Below are 21,409 nucleotides of genomic sequence, written 5' to 3'. Positions count from 1 at the left end.
ATTACCGATTTTATTTGTCCATACACTTCTTCTAAGTCCATTACCACTATCGTCACAAGCTTCGTTGACAACGTCCCATTCTGCGATTTTTCCCTTAAAATGATCCATAGTCTTGGTAATGTGGTTATTCATGGCTGAAATTAGTCCATCACGACTTCCACTCCAATTATTCATCCATCCAGGAAGTTGAGCATGCCATACAAGAGTATGTCCACGCACTTTTTTATTGTTACTTACAGCATAGTTAACCAATTTATCGCCGTTTGTAAAGTTGAAATTATTTTGTGAAGGCTCTATAGCATCAACTTTCATCTCATTCTCAGCTACAACCATTCCAAATTCGTTTTTCAGAATATCAGCATACGTTGTACCTGTTGTATTTGAGAACCATTGACTGTTAACACATGTACCAAACGTTATTCCCTTGGCTGCAGCTAATTGATATAGTGCAGTTCCTGAAGCTGTTGGAATAGGAGTAGGGGTAACTTTAACAGTAGTTGTCGGTGTGTTGGCACTAACTTCTTTATTAAAATTTGAAGCAATTATAATGACATCAGCCATGTTTATTGAGCTATCATTATTTAAGTCATATGATGAGACATATTTTCCATCTCCAGCCACCGAATTAAATTTGGTAGCCAAAAGTATAACATCAGCCATGTTTATAACGCCATCATTATTAAGATCACCCTTTAGTGAGGAACTTGAGTTGGAGGGTGATGTTATTGGTTTTGTAGGCGTTGGGCTCATTGTTGGCCTTGTAGGTGTTGGGCTTGGACTACTTGGTACTGTGGGTGACGAAGATGTGCCGATTTTTAGATCCATCTTAGTCATATCCGCTTTACCACTACTTTGATATCCTTCAACAACCATGGAGACTTCGTACATTTTGCCCATCTTCATTCCTTTAGCTTCCCATGCTTTAAAGTGTTCACTGACACTAATGGTTCCGCTTGTTCTTTTAGATGTGCAGATACTCCAATACTGCTGGAAAGTTGTATCGCCCTTAATGGAAGGCCCTGTTCTGGAGTTTTGATAAACCTCATATGTACGTCCATCAACGGTAATTGTTCCCTTCATCGGTATACCATTTCCCGGTGGCTTCCAGGTGCCATAACTATCTATGATGTAATATTCTACAAGGGGATCTTCCGTCCACCCATAGACAGCCATATATGAGTTGCCGTTGGGCTGGTAGTTGCAAGAGTAATCAATGGAGATATTACCGTAATCCTGATAAGTCTTGGTCGAGCCCAATTTCTTACCTGTACGGAATAATATATTATTGATATTACTCCATGAGCAGCTGAACGTACCACCCCCATTGAGAGTCATAGTACCGGTACCGTTATCTTTCCAGTATTCGTAGTTGTAGCCTTCAAAAGTACCGGTTGCATTTGATGTAAGCGTTGGTCCTGCATGTACCGTTACTGGAAATAAGATGGTAAAACAAAATAAAACTACAAGAATTACCACCAATTTTTGTTTCATTGTACACTCCTCCTTTTATAAATATTTTGAAAAAATATGTCATATAATAAATGTAACACGTATTAAGAAATAAATCCATAAGACTATTTTTACTCATTTTATAAAGGTGGTCAGTGTTTATTAACTCTATTCAACAGGAAGAAATACGGTGACCTCTGTTCCTTTTCCAACCTCACTTATAATGTTAATAACTCCCTTGTGCTCATTAATGATGCATTTTGCTATAGCCAAGCCTAATCCTGAACCTCCGTAAGCCCTGGAGCGGGATTTATCTACTCTATAGAACCTGTCAAAAATTTTATCTATATGTTCTTTAGGAATACCTTCACCAGAGTCAATGATAGACAATTGATACATTGTTGCATTAGATTCCAACCTCAAATGGATTTTCCCTCCACAGCCAGTATACTTTATCGCATTATCCAATAGTATTGTTATAAGCTGTTTTATTCGAAATTCATTACCATATGCTGTGATATTATCTTTATTATACAGGGTTAGGGCTAATCCTTTCTTTTTTGCAAGCGGCATAAAAGAATCGCATATTTTAAATAATAATCCGCTTAAATCAAAATAATCTTTAGGAAACTCATCTTCAGCATCTGCCCTTGCCAAAAACAATAAATCATCAACAAGTTTTCTCATGCGTTCCAATTCGCTTTGGATGTTGCCAAACCACTTTTTCTGGCTTCCGACAGTTTCCGTCTCGTTTTCCATTACTATTTCCAAATTTGAGGTTACTACTGCAAGGGGTGTCCTAAGTTCATGTGATGCATCTGCAATAAAAGCAGCTTGCTTTTCCCATGATCCTTTTATAGGCTGAATGGATTTGTTGGCAAGAAAAATACTTATTATGAAAACCAGTGTAAGGGTTACCAGACTAATGAAAATACTGATAAATAAAAGCGGTTTAATCATTACTTCTTCAACACTATAATCGAGAAATACCAGTATAGATCCATATCCTTTAGGAACTATTAAAAATTTAAATTTGTAATTATTATTAATAATATTTCCAGTAGTAACTTCCCTTTTAAGTGCTAAGTCTTTAAAAGTTTCCATATCATCCTCAGAAATAGTAATATCTGAATCAGATCCTATTGTTTTCCCATATGGATCCATTTTGACAAAAAAGAATCTTACCAGTGACGGATTATAATCGGAGCTCAATTTTTCATCTCTTGCAATGGTATTTAGTATCATATCTGCCTGAAATTTTATCCAATATTTCATTGAAAAATATATTCCGGAAAAAATCATAAGTAAAACAATTGTTAAAGAAACTATATTGGTCATGATAAACTTGATCTTAAGTTTCCGAAACATTTTTACAAAACCTCCTTCAGGCAATAACCTCTAGCTCTGATGGTTTCAATTTTAATCCCGCAATCTATCAGTGCAAGTTTTTTCCTTAGATATGATAGATATACTTCAATATTATTAAGCTCAATATCTGATTGAAATCCCCAAATTCTCTCCATAAGTTGTTCCTTCGAAATAACCAGGGCTTTATTTTTAATAAGGATTTCAAGAATCTGAGATTCTTTTGATGTAAGTTTTAAGGTCTGACTTTTTGTTTTTATTTCGCCCTTTAATGGATTAAAGGTCATACTTCCTATGTTTAATTCCTCATTTATTATTATTTCTGTCTGTCTTCTTCCTAGAGCTCTTATTCTTGCCAGAAGTTCGTCTTTTGAGAAAGGTTTTATCAAATAGTCATCCGCACCGCTATCAAGCCCTTCAATCCTATTCTTAACCGAATCTTTTGCGGTCAATATAAGGATAGGTGTTGTTATACCTTGCTTTCGCAGTTCTTTCAGTATATCAAGGCCTTCCTTTCCAGGCAGCATTCTATCAAGGATAATAAGGTTGTAAACCAGCGTTTCGGCCATTTGCTGGCCTGTTATTCCATCATAAGCTGCATCGACTATGTAATTGTTCTTTCTTAACGTGTATAAGAGAGCTTCTGAAAGATGAATTTCATCTTCAACAAGCAATATTCTCATGTTTTCACCACCTTGCAGATTTCATAACTTTATTATACAATAGCTACCTTAAGAATAACTTAACAAATTAGTTATGTATATATTATTTCTTAAGAAAAGATTAAGGTTACTTTTTTAAAATATAAATGAAATATAAAATTTGGAAGAATCAAGTGGTTTGCTTTATGGAAGGGAGGTTTTCGGTCAATAACTTTTAACATTATAAAGTGTTTTATATTAATCTACACGGCATTTTTTCTATCAATTAATTTATTTTTAAATTAGGGAACTTTTTTGCATAAATAATATTCGGGAGGTTACAAAAATGTCAAAAATTAATTTTAAGTTTCACAAAGTACTATCTTCAGTGTTATTGATCGGTGCGATAACTATCGGAGGAATTTCTACATATCCTACATTAACATCCTCTGCTGCAGCACCAATTAAAATAATGCCCATTGGTGATTCCTGTACAGAAGGTATGGGTGACCCGAATATGGGGTCCTATCGTACTGAATTATATAAACATTACAAAAATGCAGGAATTGATTTTGATTTTGTCGGATCAAACCAGAAAGGACCGAGTACCTTGCCTGATAGAGATAATGAAGGCCATTCAGGTTGGACTATTCCTCAGGTGGCAAGTAATGTAAATAACTGGCTTGCTACCCATAATCCGGATGTAATACTGCTGTGGATCGGAGGAAACGATTTACTTCAGACGGGTAAAACAAACCCTACCGGTCTTAGCAACTTGATAGATCAGATTATTAAACAAAAGCCCAATATTAAGATATTTGTATCGGATTATTATCCTGTGCCCGACAGCGTTACAAAATACAATTCGGAAATTCCGGGAGTTATTCAGCAAAAGGTCAGCGAGGGCAAGAGCGTCTACTTTAACAAGATGAGCAGCATGAATTTTGTAAGAAGCACAGACCTTTCTTCAGATGGTTTGCACCTCAATGTTAATGGATATATTAAAGCAGCTAAAATATGGTATGACAGTACAATCACAGTTTTAAAGTCTATGTCGGGAAACAGTACCCCTACAAATACCCCTACAAATACTCCAACTAACACTCCTACAAATACCCCAAGCAGTGTTAATCCGGTACCTCAAGATGTTAATGGAGACAGGGTTGTTAATATGGCTGATGTCATACTAATTGCTTCACGCTTTAATGCAATAAAAGAACAAAGCAATTATGATGTAAAATGTGATTTGAATAATGACGGAGTCATTAATATGAGTGATGTAATTATGATTGCCTCAAAATTTAACTACTCATATTAGTGCTGGAGTGATAAATGGTAAAATCGGAGGATAGGATTCATATGATAAGCACAAGAAGGCATGGTTTGCTATTTATTTCTTTTGTAATTATGATTTTTATCACAGTAGGTTTTATTCAATGCATATCAACAGCACAAGGAACAAAGGCACCTGATTTAAATGATGACAAGGTAGTTAATATGGCAGATGTTATACTTTTAGCAGGTGCTTTTAATTCTGTTTCAGGAGATGAAAAATATAAAGCCGAATATGACCTAAATAGTGATAATTCCATAAATATGGCTGATGTAATACTTATTGCAGGTCAATTCAATAAAGTAATAATCAGCACAAGCATACCTACTCCAACATCACCGCAGCAGACAAATGATATTGAAAAGATACTTATTCCCCATAAGTCTTGGACATGTGGAATGGCGGATGGGATTCCAAAACCGGAAAACGGGTCGCTGGTTTTGGAGGCAAGTATGAAGCTTGATCAAGTTTACGACTTGGGTAAAACTCAATATGGTCAAAGAAAAGTATATGTGATCCAAGGCGGCACTATAACAGGAACAAAACTATCCGGCTCTATAATGTCGGGAGGGCTTGATTTTCAACTGGATATTTCAAATGGTGCAATGGAAATCGAACAGATATTTGTAATTAAAACCACAGATGGGACCTATATATATCTAAGAAGTGCGGGCACAGCTGCAAATCAAAATGATATAAGAATGGTACCGGATTTTGAAGCACCAACCTCCAGTTCTTATAGTTGGCTCAATACAGGTAAATATGTTGGCAGACGCATTATTGATACTGCAGCTAAGACTATGAAAATAAGTGTGTATGATGTATCAGGCATAAACATAAATCCCAATTCAAGCAACTCGATTACAGTAAATGAACCTACAGATGTAAAGGACCAACCGTGGGATTATAGAAAAGCATCATCAGAAAAGAATGGCAGCCAATTTATTGTTGAATCAGTTAGCCTTGGATCAAGCCAGTCTGTAGGAGCAACTAAGAAGGGCGGAAACAGAAACATCATTCCCATAACGGGCGGTACAGTGACTGGAAAACTTAATGCCAAGATTATACCTGCAGGAGCAGATTACCAGAATCTCTCATCGCCTATGACAATTGATGCCAGATATCTTTGGATGACCAATGATGGGGAGATAATAATAGTGCGAAATGGCGGACAATTTGGGGCCCTTGTACCTACATTTGAAGTCCGGGCAGATAGTAAATATTCTTACTTGAATAATAATTTATATTTGAGTTCAAATCCGGCAATGATATCAGCTGGGGTCTCAATTACATTTTATGAAAGCCAAAAGTAGCATTTCATTTATGGTGAGGCCAAAAGAGCTCGATCCAACTGTTTAGATTAAAAGCAACCAACATTAGTGGAAACCATTCTACAATGTTGGTTGCTTTTAATTCTATGTGGGGCCATATTAAGCAAAATACAATCTCAAGTCTATCATAATGCGACAAAAAAGAGCATTGTATTTGTTATTAATATAATGGCCTTATTCCTATGTTTTGAGGCTGATATGAATTTTTGTATATTTATTTATTATTGTTTCAAGGGGGGAAGTGTACATTATGAGGGTGAAAAAAGCGTTAATTTTGGTACTTATATGGAGCAGTATTGCTACATGTTTTGTACAGATCAGTGTGTTGTCAAATGCATCAACTCCACCGGGAGATTTGAGTAATGATGGCGTAATAAACATGACTGATGTAATTATTATGGCGGGTGTATTCAATTCATCCAGAGGGGATGGAAAGTATGTTGAATCTTATGATTTGAGTAATGACGGCGTAATAAACATGACTGATGTAGTCATTGTTGCAGGCAATTTCAATAAGATAGTAACTACTGCAACATCAACAATAAAAGCGACACCAACACCAACCATAAAACTAGTCCCAACACCAACTCCAACAGTAAAATTAACTCCGACTCCAACTCCAACAGCCAATGCAACTACTCAGATTGATGATTGGAATTACAAAAGTGCAACAACAAATATCAGTATTAAAAAGGTTCAAAAAGGAACTGGCAGTTCTATGATTACATACTTTGTTGCAGATGTAAAATTAAGCGGTGATTCAACCATTTTGTCTGCATTTGCAAGAAATACCTTTGGGAAAAATATTACTGAAACAACTTCAAAGATGGCAAAGGATAACAATGCGATTTTTGCAGTTAACGGTAACTATTATGGATTCAGGAATGACGGTATAGAAATAAGAAATGGTAAATTATACAGGGAGATACCGGTTAGAGACTGTCTTATCCTATATGAGAATGGGCTTATGGAAACTGCAACTGAAAAAAATGTATCTACATCAACCTTATTGGCTAATAGGGCACTTCAAGTGGTATCCTTTGGACCTATCCTGGCTAAGGGGGGGAATGTTTTGACGACTTTTACAAATGTTCCGTCTGATCAGGGTCCGACTTACCTTTTATCAGCACATCCACGTACTGGGATAGGTATGATAGAACCTAATCATTTTATATTCATAGTTGTGGATGGAAGATCAGCAGGCTATAGTGCAGGTATGACTATGGTGGATTTTGCAAAAACATTTAAGGACTTAGGATGTAAAGAAGCGTACAATCTCGACGGAGGATTATCTGCAACCATGTACTTTAATGGAAGAGTAGTAAACATGCCCGGTGGAAAAACTACAGAGCGTGCTATTAGCGACATATTATATGTGAAGTAATAAAGAACTGCTTGTACAAATATTAAAAATATTTTTAAAATAAAACATACAACTTCATTAATTAATGGTATAATAAGATGATTACAAAAATAGGAAGTGTACTTTTCGTTTTGGATAGTGGTCTTTCTAATAGTCTGACTATTATTTCGTTAATACTTTGGTGTTACGATGAGTGGATTACTTTGTTAATCCGCTCTTTTATTGTTGTGAGCGTATTTCACAGCAAAAGTGGACACAATTTACTAATGAGCAGTAATTGAATTGTTGTTTGTATATAGATGTAAATTAAGATTATATGGAAAAGGTGGTAGTTTAATGTCATTTAAAAACCCAGACAGGCTAAAGAAAAAGAAGAATATAGTTAAGAAAGTAACAAGAAAGTCCAGAGTGACTGGCAAACCTAATTCAGTAAAGAAACCTAAACTATAACATAGAAGATAAGTCAAAGGAGAAAAAATGTCATTTGAAGAATTAAATCTTATTTCGCCAATTCGAGAGGCGTTAAAGAAAGAGGGGTATACAACACCAACTGAAATACAGAGGCAAGCGATTCCGCCGCTGCTTGAAGGAAAGGACTTGCTGGGATGTGCTCAGACAGGTACCGGAAAGACTGCAGCATTTGCAATTCCCATTTTGCAAAACCTTTGTAAAGAGCAGAGAGACAGAAAAGGTTCCAAAAACATAAAGGCCTTAATATTAACTCCAACACGCGAGTTAGCCCTTCAGGTTGGAGAAAGTTTTACTGCCTATGGGCGAAATTTAGGTCTTAGAAATGGAGTTATATTTGGCGGAGTGTCGCAAAAACATCAGACAGACATATTAATGAAGGGAATAGATATATTAATCGCAACCCCAGGAAGATTGCTTGACCTAATGAACCAGAAGTATATAGACCTAAGTCATATCAAATATTTTGTGCTTGATGAAGCAGATCGAATGCTGGATATGGGGCTTGTAGCCGACGTAAAAAGAATCATATCGCATTTGCCTGGTGTAAGGCAGACAATGCTATTCTCTGCAACTATGCCTAAGGAGATTTCAAAGTTGGTGGATTCAATTTTGACGGATCCTGTTAGAGTAGCAGTTACTCCTATATCATCTACAGTGGATATTATTGAACAGTCAGTGTTTTTTGTTGGGAAAAAGCATAAGAAACATCTGCTTTTACACCTGTTAAAGGATAAGTCTATTGCTTCCGCATTGGTGTTTTCGCGAACCAGGTACGGGGCAGACAAGATAGTAAAAGATCTTATCAAAGCAGGGATTAAGGTGCAAGCTATTCATGGAAGCAAATCCCAGGCAGCACGGCAGCAAGCATTAAACAATTTCAAGGCTAAAAAGACTAGGGTACTGGTAGCAACAGATATAGCTGCAAGAGGTATTGATGTGGATGAATTGTCCCATGTAATTAATTTTGATTTGCCCAATATGCCGGAGACGTATGTCCATAGAATAGGTCGTACAGGGAGAGCAGGATTGGGCGGAGTAGCACTTTCATTTTGTGACGAAGATGAAAAGCCATATCTTAAAGATATTCAAAAACTGATAGCCAAGATTATACCTGTGGTTGAAGGTCATCCCTATCCTTTAAATCGGATGGACGTTGAGGAGAAAAAGGGCACTACAAAGAATACAACAAAGAATACAACAAAAAATACAATGAATAATACCCATAATGCAAAAGATAATAGATCTTCAAAAACAATATAAATAAATTACTATTTTAATTGAATTTAGTAGTATATACAGCAATTAGAAGAATATATTTTTTAATAGGCTACATAAATGCAATTAATAGTGGTATAATTAGATGATTACAAAAATAGAAGTCTGTGCTTCTCGTTTTGGATAGTGGTTTTGTTTACAACTAAACTATAATTCAATTAATACTTAATAGTTACGAAGAGTGGATTACTTTGTGTATCCACTCTCAATTTTTATAATCAAAATAAATAAAAGCTATACACTAAAAATATCAATAGGAGGTGTTTTATATTAGAAAAAATGAGCTGCCTATGAATGATGAGATAAGGGACAGAGAGGTTCGACTTATTGATACTGACGGGGCTATGCTAGGAATTGTAACATCTATGGATGCACAAAAACTGGCAATTTCAAAGAACCTTGATCTCGTGAAAATTGTACCGAATGCAATACCACCTGTATGTAAGATTATGGACTATGGTAAATGTATGTATGAAAAGACTAAGAAGGAAAAGGAAGCCAGAAAAAATCAAAAGGTGCTTACGGTTAAGGAAGTAAGAGTGTCTGCTAAAATTGAAGAACATGACTTTGACTTTAAAGCAAAAAGTGCATATAAGTTTTTGCAGGACGGATATAAAGTAAAAGTCAGTATAAGATTTCGAGGCAGAGAAATGCGTTTTACAGTAGCCGGCAAAGAAGTGCTGGAAAAATTCGCAGATGCGGTTATGGATGTTGGGACCGTAGAAAAGCATCCGATGCTTGAAGGAAAAAGTATGGTAATGTTATTGAATCCGAAAAAATAATAAAGATAAACGATATTAATCACCTGGTTGGAGAAAGCTTGATGATAGGCAGCTCGACTGCAGGCTGCCTATCATGCAAAGCGGAATGACCTTCTTTCTGGGGACAGTGATTATGAATTGTTATTAGCAGCTGCCAATACACAATCGATTGCAAGCACCACAGCCAAAGCAATTATCTCGTCTGCTGATTCTGAGATATCCAATTCATAACAGTCACCCCAGGTAAACCATTTTTTATGTATAGAAACAATTGGACTTCCGTTTTTGCTTATAGAATAATCGTGGGTACTGAAGCTGCCTTCTGCATCCCAGTTAAGCCCTATTATTGAATACTTCTGAGGAAAGGACTTTCTGACATATAAACGCAACTTGATTTTCAGCGTTATCATAAATATGAAGTTTTTTACCGATTGAAAAAGCTTCTCCCTTCACGTTATACCTAATATTACCAAATTCGTCCATAACGGAAAACTTGTCACCCCATAAAAACACTTTTTGTTTAATAACTAACTTCATTATGCATTTCCCTCTAATTTGCATTTTTCATAATATAAACCTCAACCCTTCTATTTCTGTCCATACCTCCGCTTGTGTTGTTTGATGTAATGGGCATTTCTGGCCCCATACCTAAAATATCTACTCTGCCGTCAAGAACTTTGAATTGGCTTAGAATTTTTTCTTTTACACGCAGGGCTCTTTGATTGGACAGCTTGATATTCATATTGTAATCACCTTTATTATCCGAATATCCGACTAATAAAATCTTAGAATTAATATATTTATTTCTAAATAAGAAGTTTATAACCTTTTCCAAATCCTTTGTGGATTTATTATCTAGCTCAGAACTGCCGTTTTTAAATAAAAAGTTGATGGAAAGTCTTCCTTGGGCATTGGAAACAATCTGATTGTACTTTTGCTCTGCTTCCTGGCTTTTAAAAGTTGGTTTGGTAAATGGTCTGAAATTTTCATCAACTTGAATATCTATTGTAGCAAAGCCGCAATTTTTTATTATATTCTGCCCCTCATCATCTGTAATGTAATTTATAAGCTCAGTTGCATAGGGGTTTTGGATTTTTTCAGGACAGTATAAATATATTCTTTTACTCAGGTAATATTCTTCTGTAGCTATGTTAAAGGTATTTGGAAATACAGGGGCTGCAGTACCTTGTGATATTGAAAGAGGTTTAGTGTCTCCAGTATATGAAAAACTGGTGAACCCTATGGAATTTATGTCCTTTAATACCTCATTGGACAAGCCCTCAGCACTCTCTATCCGTACCGCTTCACTTAAAAGAGCTTTATCACTAAGTATGAGATTTTTAAATATTTCATAAGTTCCCGAATTTTCATCCCTTGAAAAAACTTTGATTTTACTATCTTTCCCACCAACTTGTGACCAATTGGTAATTTTTCCGCTAAATATATCTGAAATTTGTTCAACAGATAAGTGGTTTATAGGATTATTCTTGTTTACTATTACCGAGATGCCATCTAGTGCAATTATAAATTCTGATTTAAGAGTAGAGAGATCACCAAGACCAATAGCCTTAAGCTTACTAAGTTCCAGTTGGTTTATTTTCCGGGATGTCATACCAATATCGCATGCTGCTAATTCAAAGTCCTTAAATGCGGTGCTTGACCCATGTGAATAGATTTCAACAGTATTCGCTTTATCATCCTGATTTGACCACTTGAATTCTACCTTTTTTTCTTGTGGGTTTGCTCCTTCTTTTGTTTTTATTTCTATAGCTCCCTTTTTTTCAAGATAACCTTCTACCAGTTTTGGCATCAAATTTGTGCCTATAGTATTTGAGCCATGAATTCTTAATACTGTTTCGGGTTTATTTTCTGAATTACTGGGTAATTTTGGGTCTGTGTCTTCTATGGGACTATTGATTTCATTTGATACTGAGGAACTTGAAGCTTCAATAGTATGGTTTCCCCAAAAAGCCTTACTAATTGCAAAGCCAGTGATAATAAGAATTGAAATTAACAAAACGGGAACACCGATTTTTCTGGTATCGCTTAATAAGCCTCTTATACCGGGTTTAAATAGATAAGCACAATCAGAGCATGGTTTAAAATTTCTCTTGCTTGCATCTTCATATTTATTGCACATGGTATTAAGGCACTTTTTTGAAATATTCATTTTTGGATCTCCTAAAATTTTTATAAATTGTTCTTAAATATTAACTGTAAATGATAAATGAATGTTCTAAGAAAAGAATTTTCCATTAATTTATAAATAATACCATATATATTATGTGGTATCAACAATTTATCCATAATAATGCATAAATTTATACAGAGAAATAAAAAATTAATGGTTATTAAGAATTATTGTTGACAATTATAATGAAATAATGGAGGATGATATAGTGTATGAGAATAAAGACATAGAAACATAGATAAGATGAAGGATTTAAAAAGAAATTATGGGAAAATTAGTTATCGGAATACTTGCACATGTGGATGCAGGTAAGACAACATTATCGGAGAGCATGTTATATTTAAGTGGTAGGATAAGGAAGCTTGGAAGAGTGGATAATAAGGATGCGTATTTGGATACCTATGAACTGGAAAGGGCAAGAGGTATCACCATTTTTTCGAAGCAGGCCATATTTGAAATAGATGGAGCAAGGATAACTTTATTGGATACTCCAGGCCATGTAGACTTCTCAGCTGAAATGGAGCGAACACTTCAGGTGCTGGATTATGCAATTTTAGTTATAAGTGGTGCTGATGGAGTTCAGGGGCATACCAAAACTTTATGGCGACTGCTTGATATGTATAAGATACCAGTGTTTTTATTCGTCAATAAGATGGACCAGAATGGCACCGATAGGGACAAGTTGGTAAATGAAATTAAAAAGCAGTTGGATGACAGATGCATTGAATTTGGACAAGTTAAGGAAGACGTTTTTTATGACCAATTGGCAATGTGCGATGAAATTATGATGGAAGCTTATTTGAATACAGGAAAAATTGATACTGAAAAGGTTAGTTTGGCTGTCAGGGAACGCAAAGTATTTCCGTGTTTCTTCGGGTCAGCATTAAAATTGGAAGGTATTGATCAGTTTGTTCATGGCTTGATAAAGTATACAAAAGCACCTGGCTATCCTGATGAGTTTGGGGCTAAAATATTCAAAATAACAAGGGACGAGCAGGGTAACCGACTCACACACATGAAGCTAACAGGCGGAAAGCTTAAGGTGAAAGATGTGTTGACCAATGGTGCGTGGGAAGAGAAAGTAAATCAAATTCGCATTTATTCCGGTCAGAGATTTGAGCCGGTAAATGAGGTTGATGGAGGTTCTGTAGTTGCAGTGACGGGTTTAATTGAATCCAAGCCTGGAGACGGTTTGGGAATAGAGAAGGCCTCAGCAGCTCCTGTATTGGAGCCGGTGCTGCTTTATAGAGTGGTACTCCCTGAAGGTTGCGACCCAAGAGTTATGATTCCAAAGTTTCGTCAGATTGAGGAAGAGGAGCCGGAGATTCAAATTGTCTGGGATGAGCAGCTGCAGGAAATTCAGGCAAAGATAATGGGAGAAGTCCAGATTGAAATTCTGCAAAGCCTTATTAAAAGCCGGTTTGATGTGGATGTAGCATTTGATGACGGAAAGATTGTATATAAAGAGACTATTGGAAATGTTGTTGAAGGTGTAGGGCACTTTGAACCATTGAGGCATTATGCAGAAGTCCACTTGTTATTGGAGCCTGGAGAGCCGGGAAGCAGCATCCTATATAGGTCAGAATGCAGTGAGGATGTCCTGAGTAAAAGCTGGCAAAGGCTTATCCTAACACATCTGAAAGAAAAAGCTCATAAAGGTGTATTGACAGGATCAAATATTACAGACATGAAAATAACTTTAGTCTCAGGCAGAGCACACAATAAGCATACAGAAGGAGGCGACTTCAGAGAGGCCACCTACCGTGCAGTGCGGCAGGGCTTAAAGGAGGCGGAATCCATTTTGTTGGAGCCTTATTACTCCTTCCAGTTGGAGCTGCCTGAGAAAATGGTGGGAAGGGCTATGACTGATATTGAGAAAATGCATGGCACATCCGAGATTTCCCAGATAAATGGCGATATGGCAGTTCTTGTAGGGAGTGCACCTGTTATAACTATGAGGAATTATCAGAAGGAGGTAATGGCCTATACAAAAGGTATTGGAAGGTTGTTTTGCAGCCTTAAAGGATATGAGCCATGCCATAATGCAAATGAGGTTATAGAACGCATAGGATACGATTCTGAGAGAGATTTGGCTAATCCTACAGGTTCTGTGTTTTGTGCCCAAGGTACAGGCTTTCTGGTGGAATGGAATGAAGTAAAGAATTACATGCATGTTGAAAGCTATTTGAAGAAATCTCATTTAGATGTAACAAACCCAAAGTACAAATCATATTCAGAAGAAAGGTCAATCAGCTTGGAGGAAATTGATCAAATTATCAATAAAACCTTCTATGCAAACCAAGGCAGGAAGGCTGTCTGGAAAAGAGAAAAGACATATTATGAAAGCAACCATAAACCTGCCGCTAATACTAGCCGACCAAAGGAAGCAAAAGCGGATTATCTTCTTGTGGATGGCTACAATATTATCTTTGCATGGCCGGAGCTTAAAGAGCTTGCAGATGAAAACATGGATTCTGCAAAAATAAAATTGCTTGACATTCTCAGTAATTACCAGTCCATTCGGAAATGTGTGATCATTGCCGTGTTTGATGCTTATCGTGTTCAGGGACATCGTGAAGAGGTAATTGATTATTATAATATCCACTTGGTATATACCAGGGAGGCACAGACAGCGGACAATTATATTGAAAAATTTGCTCATGATAATAAGAAAAACTATAATATTACAGTTGCTACATCAGACGGTTTACAGCAGATGATTGTAAGAGGTGAGGGGTGTTCCTTGTTGTCTGCCAGGGAGCTGCAGGCTGAGATTGTAGGTGCCAATAACAAAATGATGACTGAATATAGAGAAATGATAGGAATAGATCGCAATTACCTTGTTGATGCATTGCCACAGGAAGTAAAAAAGAAGATGGAAGGCATGGTTAAAAAAGCAGATGATAAATAGTAGTAGTCGTTAGCTGTTAATAATAATCAGTTCCATGCCGGTTTTATCCCAAAATTCATTTTTTATGGTTTGTTCCATTTCGGGCTCAATAGAACTGACAACAGCCTTTATAACCATTTCCTTTGGCAGATATGCGAGATTTTTTTTAAGAGGAATACCCTTTTGCATAAACAATCTTGTACCTGTATTGAATATTTCATTCTGGTTCGGCGTGGGATTTATTCTCAAACTCCATCTGATCCTGCTTTCCAACTCATCTATCAAAGAACGGTATTTTTCTCCGATAGCAGGGGAGATAAAAGAGAGTTCTATAGAGCCTTCGCCGTCTATAGACTTGATGCTTTTTCGGTAAAGCTTGTCGGGTTTATCCCGAAAAGCCTCGTCAATCAAGGAAAGTGCTTGATTTTGTTCCATCTGGAAATCATATTTTTTAACAGGAATTTGTGCTGAAGTTGTTTTCTGACCTGGAGTTACCAATTCCAGGTTAATGCCTGAGAGGTTAAGAAATTCACAGCAAATTTTTTCTTTGGTCTCTTCGTTAATTTCTTCACTCAAAGCAGCTTTTATACGATTTTCATTCCTGTAATATGATACTGATCCAGTTAATTCTGCATTGGAAGGGAGTAACGAAATTATCAGATTCTGCACAGCCAAAAGATTACAGTCTTCATTGGTTTCAACTGTCCAACCGGATATTTCTTCAAAGGATTTTATATCATTTTCATATTTTTTAGAAGCAGCCTGAGGAAAATTAAAATAAATGAGGGCTACCTTCTCATCAAATCGGGCACCCTTTTTATAAATGCCTGCCTCCTTAGGGAAATGTGAATCTACTAGAGAGAGCATTGAGTTAGATTCCATAGGTCCCTTTTGGTCAATTGCTGCTATTATATCTTCTTCAATTGCATGAAACATAAACGGGTACTTTAAATCTGCTTCGAAATATGAAGATGTGTTTATAAGGATAATAAATTCATTAACCTCATTTTCTCTGATCTCCCGTCCCGACCAGATAAAGAAAATTTCTTCAATTGTAAATGCTCTGCCATTACCGTATGTTTTAATGATATAATGCCATAATTCTTTTATATTATCCTTAGTAAGGGTTTCGGATTTTTTCAATGAGCTAAGCTCAGTCTTGGTTAATTGTTTTCTGGGATTTGTGAGGTTTATTTCATATATATCGCTGTTTGCAGGCACATAAATACGTCCTTGGTACTCTTTTTGAACTTCATTTGCGAGTGAAGATGTTATTTCCCTATTTCCATGTATGAAAAATACCCTTTTTGCACTTAGGGAGTGTGTGAGTGAAATTATTCCGGTTTTATCAGCATGGGCAGAAAGGCCGAACTTTCCTATACCGCATCTAATAGGCACAGTTAATTCACCCAGTTTTAAGACCCTTTCACCATCAATGGTATTTTCCGATAGTTCCAATAGCTGATGTCCAGGTGATTCTTCATCCTGGTAGCCTGTTATGGCTATGAAATTTCCTTCGTCAGAAGCAAGCTTTTCAGCATACCACTGGCTTGGACCTCCTGTGAGCATACCCGAACTGGAAATAATACAGCAGGGTTCCTTGGAATTTATTATTTCTTCACGTTGTTGTTTATTTGTTACTGCTGTAACATTATCATCAAAAAAGATATCTATTCCTTTAAATATTCTTTTTGACAGCTGCCTTTTAAGATAATTCGGGTTAAGTTTGTATACCCGGCAAATATCATTGACCATGCCGTCTGTATAAATCCTAAAAGGGGGGAGAATACCCTTATTTATCGATGATTTGAGTATTAGAATCACTTCCTGGGCTCTTCCGAGTGCAAAAGCAGGGATTAAGATCTTTTTGCCTGCTTTAATTATTTCTCCAACCTTTTCAACAAGCTTTCTTTCTTCCGTTTCCCTACTGGAATGCAGCCTGTCTCCATAAGTGGATTCTATGACGGCAATATCAGGACGAAGCTTTGGAAATGAGGCCTTTTCAACAGTTTTTTGAGGCTGGAGGGAAAAGTCTCCGCTGTAGAAGAAGGCTCCTTCTCTGCCGCTTATATATATGGCGGCAGCCCCGGCTACATGGCTTGCGTTGTAAAATGTGATTGAGATATCATTATCAAAAGGTTTGAAGGTAAAACCAGGTGAAAAGCATAGTATCCTGTCAAGCATGTTTTTTACATGAACTTCAGCAAAAATAGGTATTTCCGCTTCACGGTACTCCATAATTTTCAGGCTATCAAACAACAGAACACGGACAAGGTCTTTGGTTGCATGGGTCATGTATATCTTGGCTTCAGGATATTCCCTGCTAAGTACCGGAAGACTTCCGGTATGGTCCATGTGGGCATGGCTGATAACAATAGCATCAACACCGCCGTTTTCCTGGACTATACTGAGATCAGGCAGGTATTCCCTTGTACTTCCCATTCTCATTCCACAGTCCAGAACTATATTTTTACCATCCAATTGTAATAGAATACAGCTTGCACCAACCTCTTGTGCACCACCGCAAAATCCAAGTTTCATCAAATTCGCCTCCGGGAATTATTTTAAGGCACGATAATGTTTTTTTCAAGGGGGGAATTGATGATATTATATGTATTATATAAAAAACACTTGGATAATGTATTTTTGAAATCCCCTTATCCGATTAGTAATTCCATTTTACATAATTTTCATTATCCCCATGATTGCATATACTTTGTTAAAAAATCGTGGGGAATATTGAATCTTTCATTATCAATAAATACTTCCTGCAGTCCATCATTTAAATCTTCCTTCTCTTTAAATTGACTAACCTCTTTATGAATACTCTCCATTTTCTCATCGAGTTGTGATACCGTATCTGCTGCCATCTTAAGCTCTTCCTTCAAACCTTCAGGAATTTCTTTGTCATATTTATAGTAAATTTTATGCTCTAAACTAGCCCAGAAGTCCATAGCAATTGTTCTTATTTGAACTTCAACATAGACATCATCTGCTCTGTCAGACATAAAAATAGGTATTTGTAATATCAAATGCAAGCTTTTATAACCATTAGGCTTAGGATTCTTTATATAATCCTTGCATTCAATTACCTTGATATTTTTTTGATTTTGCAGCATGTCTCTTAATTCATAAATATCGGAAATAAAGGAACAAGTAATTCGAATGCCAGCAATATCTCGGATATTTTCTTTTATTGAAGATACTGTTAGTTCATGTCCTTTTCTGTTAACTTTTTTTACAATGCTTTCAGGCGTCTTTAGACGAGATTTAACATGCTCAATAGGATTATAGTCATGAATATAGCGAAACTCTTGCCTCAAAATATCAATCTTTGTATTAACCTCATCCAATGCAAATTTATAAGACATCATAAATCGAGTTAGCTCTGTTTTTATTTGCTTTATATTTATATTTTTTTTACTCTCCATAATATATCTGCTCCTTTTACTCTTCATTAGTTATTATTGGCCTGAATAAATTCTTTAATTTAATTTTACTATATAAATATGAACTAAATATGAACAATGATCAAATCTGTTCTTTAATGTCTGCATTCCATCTCTAAACAGCTTGATAATATCGTCATATTCTTTACCCCTGGCAGTAGGAGTTGACTGAATTACAAATATTTGATTCTCGTCCGGCACCACAGTAATATTCTGACCCTCAAATCCACTGCAACCATAAAAAGCCATCTTTTGCCGTTCTTTTCATGCCAATATTTATCAAGTCTCCACCGTAGGGATTTGTTTGGATGCCTATGTTTTGTCCATTGTTGCAGCTCTTACACTAAAAACAGTATTATATTCTTTCATAATGTCCTGCTTCTCAAATAGGTGTCTTCAACAATATTAAGAATTGGAGCATCAGGGTATAAGTTGAATGCATCTTAAGTTTGAGAGATATATTACGGCTATTTTATGGGAAAAAATTATTATAATTAGGCCTTGTTAGAATCGACAATTATTGAATGTCAATTCTAGCGAGGCCTGAAATGCTTATTATAACTGTTGAATCTAAATTGATCTAACTTAGATACAATTGACAAACTTGGATGATTAAGTTATACTGATAAGCTGGAAGAGGAATCAATTGCCAATAGAAAAGTGGTGTATTTACAATTTTAAACAGATGGGGGCTGGAACAAATTATATGAAAGCACATATTAAATCTAAAGATAAAGGATTAAAAAATATAATAAAGACAACTTTGTTTGAGAACTTAAAAGAAGCATCAGAAAAAAGTTCGAGGAATACTTCTGGAATTTACTTTATTTCAGGTGATGGAACTGAGTTCTTTCAATCTTATTTTGAACTATATGCAAATGCAATTAAACTAATGGGGGGATTGCGGCAACTTGGTTTAAAACAAGGAGACATGGTAATATTCCAATTAAAAAGTGAATTTAATTTTATAAATTTGTTTTGGGCATGTATTGCAGGAGGGATTATACCGGTACCATTAACTATATCATCCACAGGTGCAAAGAATTCCGAGTGGTACTTAAAACTTAAAAATGTATGCCATCAGTTAGAAAAACATATAATTGTTACAGAAAAAGAATTTGAAAGTATTTTTCATTCGATGATAGATAATGGAGAACTGAATAGCAAAATAGTATGTATTGAAGATTTAGAAAGAAAAGAAAATAATTTGATTCCATATAATCCCGATTTAAAAGACATAGCATTTATCCAGTTCTCTTCAGGGAGTACAGGGAATCCTAAGGGTGTTATGCTCACCCATGAAAATTTATCGTATAATATAAATCAGATCATCTCTTCTGGAAAGATAACAAGTAATGATTTTGTTGCAAATTGGATGCCTCTTACTCATGATATGGGTATGATAGGAATGCATCTTACCTTCGTAAAAACTAAGGGTAATCAATTTATCATTTCTCCTGAAACATTTATTAAAAGACCACTGTTGTTTCTGGAAAAAGTCACAAAATTTAAGGCAACGGTATTTGGTTGTCCAAATTTTGCACTATCATGGTTGGTTGAAAAGATTCCTGATAAAGCATTAGAAGAAATAGATTTTTCCACCATTAGACAAATATATAATGGTGCAGAGCCAATCTCAATGGATGTTGTAAGGAAATTTAAGAATAAGTTCAAGCAATGCAGTTTAAATGATACAGCAATGTTTTTGGTCTATGGAATGGCAGAAGCCTGTCTTGCAGTAACATTTCCTAATTTAGAAGAAGTTGAAAAGAGCCATAAAATCAATAGGGCAGCTTTTACACAATCTAATGAAGTTACTTATGTAGATGATATTGATACCAACTTTATAGAATTTGCAGATGTGGGATCTCCGCTTTCAGGTGTTGAAATAAAGATTCTTGATGATAATGACGTTCTACTTAACGAAAGTGAAATTGGGAATATTGTAATAAAAGGACCAAATGTAACACAAGGCTATTATAACAATAAAGAAGCAAATGAAGACTTATTTATTGAAGGTTTTTTAAGAACTGGGGATCTCGGTTTTATTAAAGACGGGAGATTGGTGATAACAGGCAGGAAAAAAGATGTAATTTTTTTAAACGGACAAAATTTTTTCGCACATGATATAGAACGTATTTGTGAAGAATTGGAAGAAGTTGAAATGGGTAAAGTTGCGGCTTGTGGTCTGACAAATGATAGAATTCATAGACAAGAGATGATAGTCTTTATTCAGTATAAGAGAAAGCTGGAGGATTTTCTACATATAGCAGAAAAGATTAAAAAGCATGTAAATAAGAAGACCGGACAAACAATAACTCATGCTATTCCTGTTAAGGTTATTCCAAGAACTACTAGTGGCAAGTTACAGCGATATAAGTTGGCAAAACAGTATTTAAATGAAGAATTTCAAGATGTAATATCTATGATATCTTCAACTTCTGAGCCTAGCATAGATGAGTCTTTAAAAACATATCCGATAGAAAGTGAGGTTGAATTTGAGCTTTTAAAGATATGGTCAGAAATTTTGGACAACACAAAAATTAGACGTGATGATGATTTTTTTAGTGTTGGCGGGGACTCTCTGAAAATGATGCAGATTTTAGAAGAAATTCATAAAAAGTTCAATGCCGACATACCAGTTAAGGATTTTATAAAATTAAGTAATATTATAGCAGTTGGAGAGTACATTTTAAAACACAGAAGCGAAACTAGGATTGTTCGTTATGCAGAGAAAAGCTTAGACAAAGAAAATCTATATGAGACATTTCCATTAACAGAAGTACAGATGGCATATTTTATGGGAAGAAACAGCGGCCTTGAGATGGGGGGGGTATCAACCCACGGGTATTATGAAATAGAAACCGTTATGGATATGGAAAAGCTAAAC

Annotated in this window: 14 protein-coding genes and 1 pseudogene; 7 read left to right on the top strand and 8 right to left on the bottom strand. The window is 35.8% G+C overall.

Annotated features, from left to right (window positions below; all coding sequences use genetic code 11):
- From VIO64_RS03960 to VIO64_RS03950, 3 genes are all read right to left on the bottom strand, one after another.
- Nucleotides 1-1,491, bottom strand: a 1,491-nt coding sequence (locus tag VIO64_RS03960; RefSeq protein ID WP_331915376.1) for a glycoside hydrolase family 11 protein, incomplete at its 3' end; no start/stop codon positions are given.
- A 126-nt stretch (nucleotides 1,492-1,617) separates the two neighbouring features.
- The gene (locus VIO64_RS03955; RefSeq protein ID WP_331915374.1) at nucleotides 1,618-2,817 is read right to left on the bottom strand and encodes a sensor histidine kinase; all 1,200 of its coding nucleotides are present in this window, start codon (nucleotides 2,815-2,817) and stop codon (nucleotides 1,618-1,620) included.
- Between the two features lie 2 nt (nucleotides 2,818-2,819).
- Nucleotides 2,820-3,497 (bottom strand): response regulator transcription factor, encoded by a 678-nt coding sequence (locus tag VIO64_RS03950; protein ID WP_331915371.1) that lies wholly within the window; start codon nucleotides 3,495-3,497, stop codon nucleotides 2,820-2,822.
- A 304-nt stretch (nucleotides 3,498-3,801) separates the two neighbouring features.
- Here VIO64_RS03950 and VIO64_RS03945 point away from each other — a divergent pair, with 304 nt between their 5' ends.
- The 5 genes from VIO64_RS03945 (at nucleotide 3,802) to infC (ending at nucleotide 10,010) form a co-directional block, all read left to right on the top strand.
- Nucleotides 3,802-4,773 (top strand): GDSL-type esterase/lipase family protein, encoded by a 972-nt coding sequence (locus VIO64_RS03945; RefSeq protein WP_331915369.1) that lies wholly within the window; start codon nucleotides 3,802-3,804, stop codon nucleotides 4,771-4,773.
- 14 nt (nucleotides 4,774-4,787) lie between these two features.
- Nucleotides 4,788-6,101, top strand: coding sequence for a DUF3237 family protein (locus VIO64_RS03940; RefSeq protein ID WP_331915367.1), 1,314 nt, complete (start codon nucleotides 4,788-4,790; stop codon nucleotides 6,099-6,101).
- A gap of 268 nt (nucleotides 6,102-6,369) precedes the next feature.
- A complete protein-coding gene (locus tag VIO64_RS03935; RefSeq protein ID WP_331915365.1) occupies nucleotides 6,370-7,503 on the top strand; it encodes a phosphodiester glycosidase family protein in 1,134 nt (377 codons plus the stop codon).
- 456 nt (nucleotides 7,504-7,959) lie between these two features.
- Complete coding sequence (locus tag VIO64_RS03930) at nucleotides 7,960-9,213, top strand: DEAD/DEAH box helicase (protein ID WP_331915363.1); 1,254 nt, start codon at nucleotides 7,960-7,962, stop codon at nucleotides 9,211-9,213.
- Between the two features lie 305 nt (nucleotides 9,214-9,518).
- Entirely contained in the window at nucleotides 9,519-10,010 is a 492-nt protein-coding gene (gene infC / locus VIO64_RS03925) for a translation initiation factor IF-3 (RefSeq protein WP_331915361.1), read from the top strand.
- Between the two features lie 110 nt (nucleotides 10,011-10,120).
- Here infC and VIO64_RS03920 read toward each other — a convergent pair.
- A pseudogene (locus VIO64_RS03920) lies at nucleotides 10,121-10,472 on the bottom strand (LURP-one-related/scramblase family protein).
- A 67-nt stretch (nucleotides 10,473-10,539) separates the two neighbouring features.
- Complete coding sequence (locus tag VIO64_RS03915; RefSeq protein WP_331915359.1) at nucleotides 10,540-12,159, bottom strand: phosphate ABC transporter substrate-binding/OmpA family protein; 1,620 nt, start codon at nucleotides 12,157-12,159, stop codon at nucleotides 10,540-10,542.
- Nucleotides 12,160-12,445: 286 nt separating this feature from the next.
- On the opposite strand from VIO64_RS03915, the gene VIO64_RS03910 reads away from it, so the two are divergent.
- Complete coding sequence (locus VIO64_RS03910) at nucleotides 12,446-15,091, top strand: translation factor GTPase family protein (RefSeq protein WP_331915357.1); 2,646 nt, start codon at nucleotides 12,446-12,448, stop codon at nucleotides 15,089-15,091.
- 9 nt (nucleotides 15,092-15,100) lie between these two features.
- Here VIO64_RS03910 and VIO64_RS03905 read toward each other — a convergent pair whose 3' ends face one another.
- The 3 genes from VIO64_RS03905 to VIO64_RS03895 all read right to left on the bottom strand — a co-directional run bounded on the left by VIO64_RS03905 (nucleotide 15,101) and on the right by VIO64_RS03895 (nucleotide 18,768).
- Complete coding sequence (locus VIO64_RS03905) at nucleotides 15,101-17,611, bottom strand: MBL fold metallo-hydrolase (protein ID WP_331915355.1); 2,511 nt, start codon at nucleotides 17,609-17,611, stop codon at nucleotides 15,101-15,103.
- Between the two features lie 152 nt (nucleotides 17,612-17,763).
- Entirely contained in the window at nucleotides 17,764-18,501 is a 738-nt protein-coding gene (locus tag VIO64_RS03900; RefSeq protein WP_331915353.1) for a GTP pyrophosphokinase family protein, read from the bottom strand.
- Between the two features lie 54 nt (nucleotides 18,502-18,555).
- Nucleotides 18,556-18,768 (bottom strand): hypothetical protein, encoded by a 213-nt coding sequence (locus VIO64_RS03895; RefSeq protein ID WP_331915351.1) that lies wholly within the window; start codon nucleotides 18,766-18,768, stop codon nucleotides 18,556-18,558.
- A gap of 397 nt (nucleotides 18,769-19,165) precedes the next feature.
- On the opposite strand from VIO64_RS03895, the gene VIO64_RS03890 reads away from it, so the two are divergent.
- Nucleotides 19,166-21,409, top strand: a 2,244-nt coding sequence (locus tag VIO64_RS03890; protein WP_331915349.1) for a non-ribosomal peptide synthetase, incomplete at its 3' end; no start/stop codon positions are given.

It is taken from the genome of Pseudobacteroides sp. (assembly GCF_036567765.1).
Taxonomy (GTDB): Bacteria; Bacillota; Clostridia; order Acetivibrionales; family DSM-2933; genus Pseudobacteroides.
The sequence above is the reverse complement of the archived record's forward strand: the minus strand, read 5'-3'. Positions and strand labels throughout refer to the sequence as shown.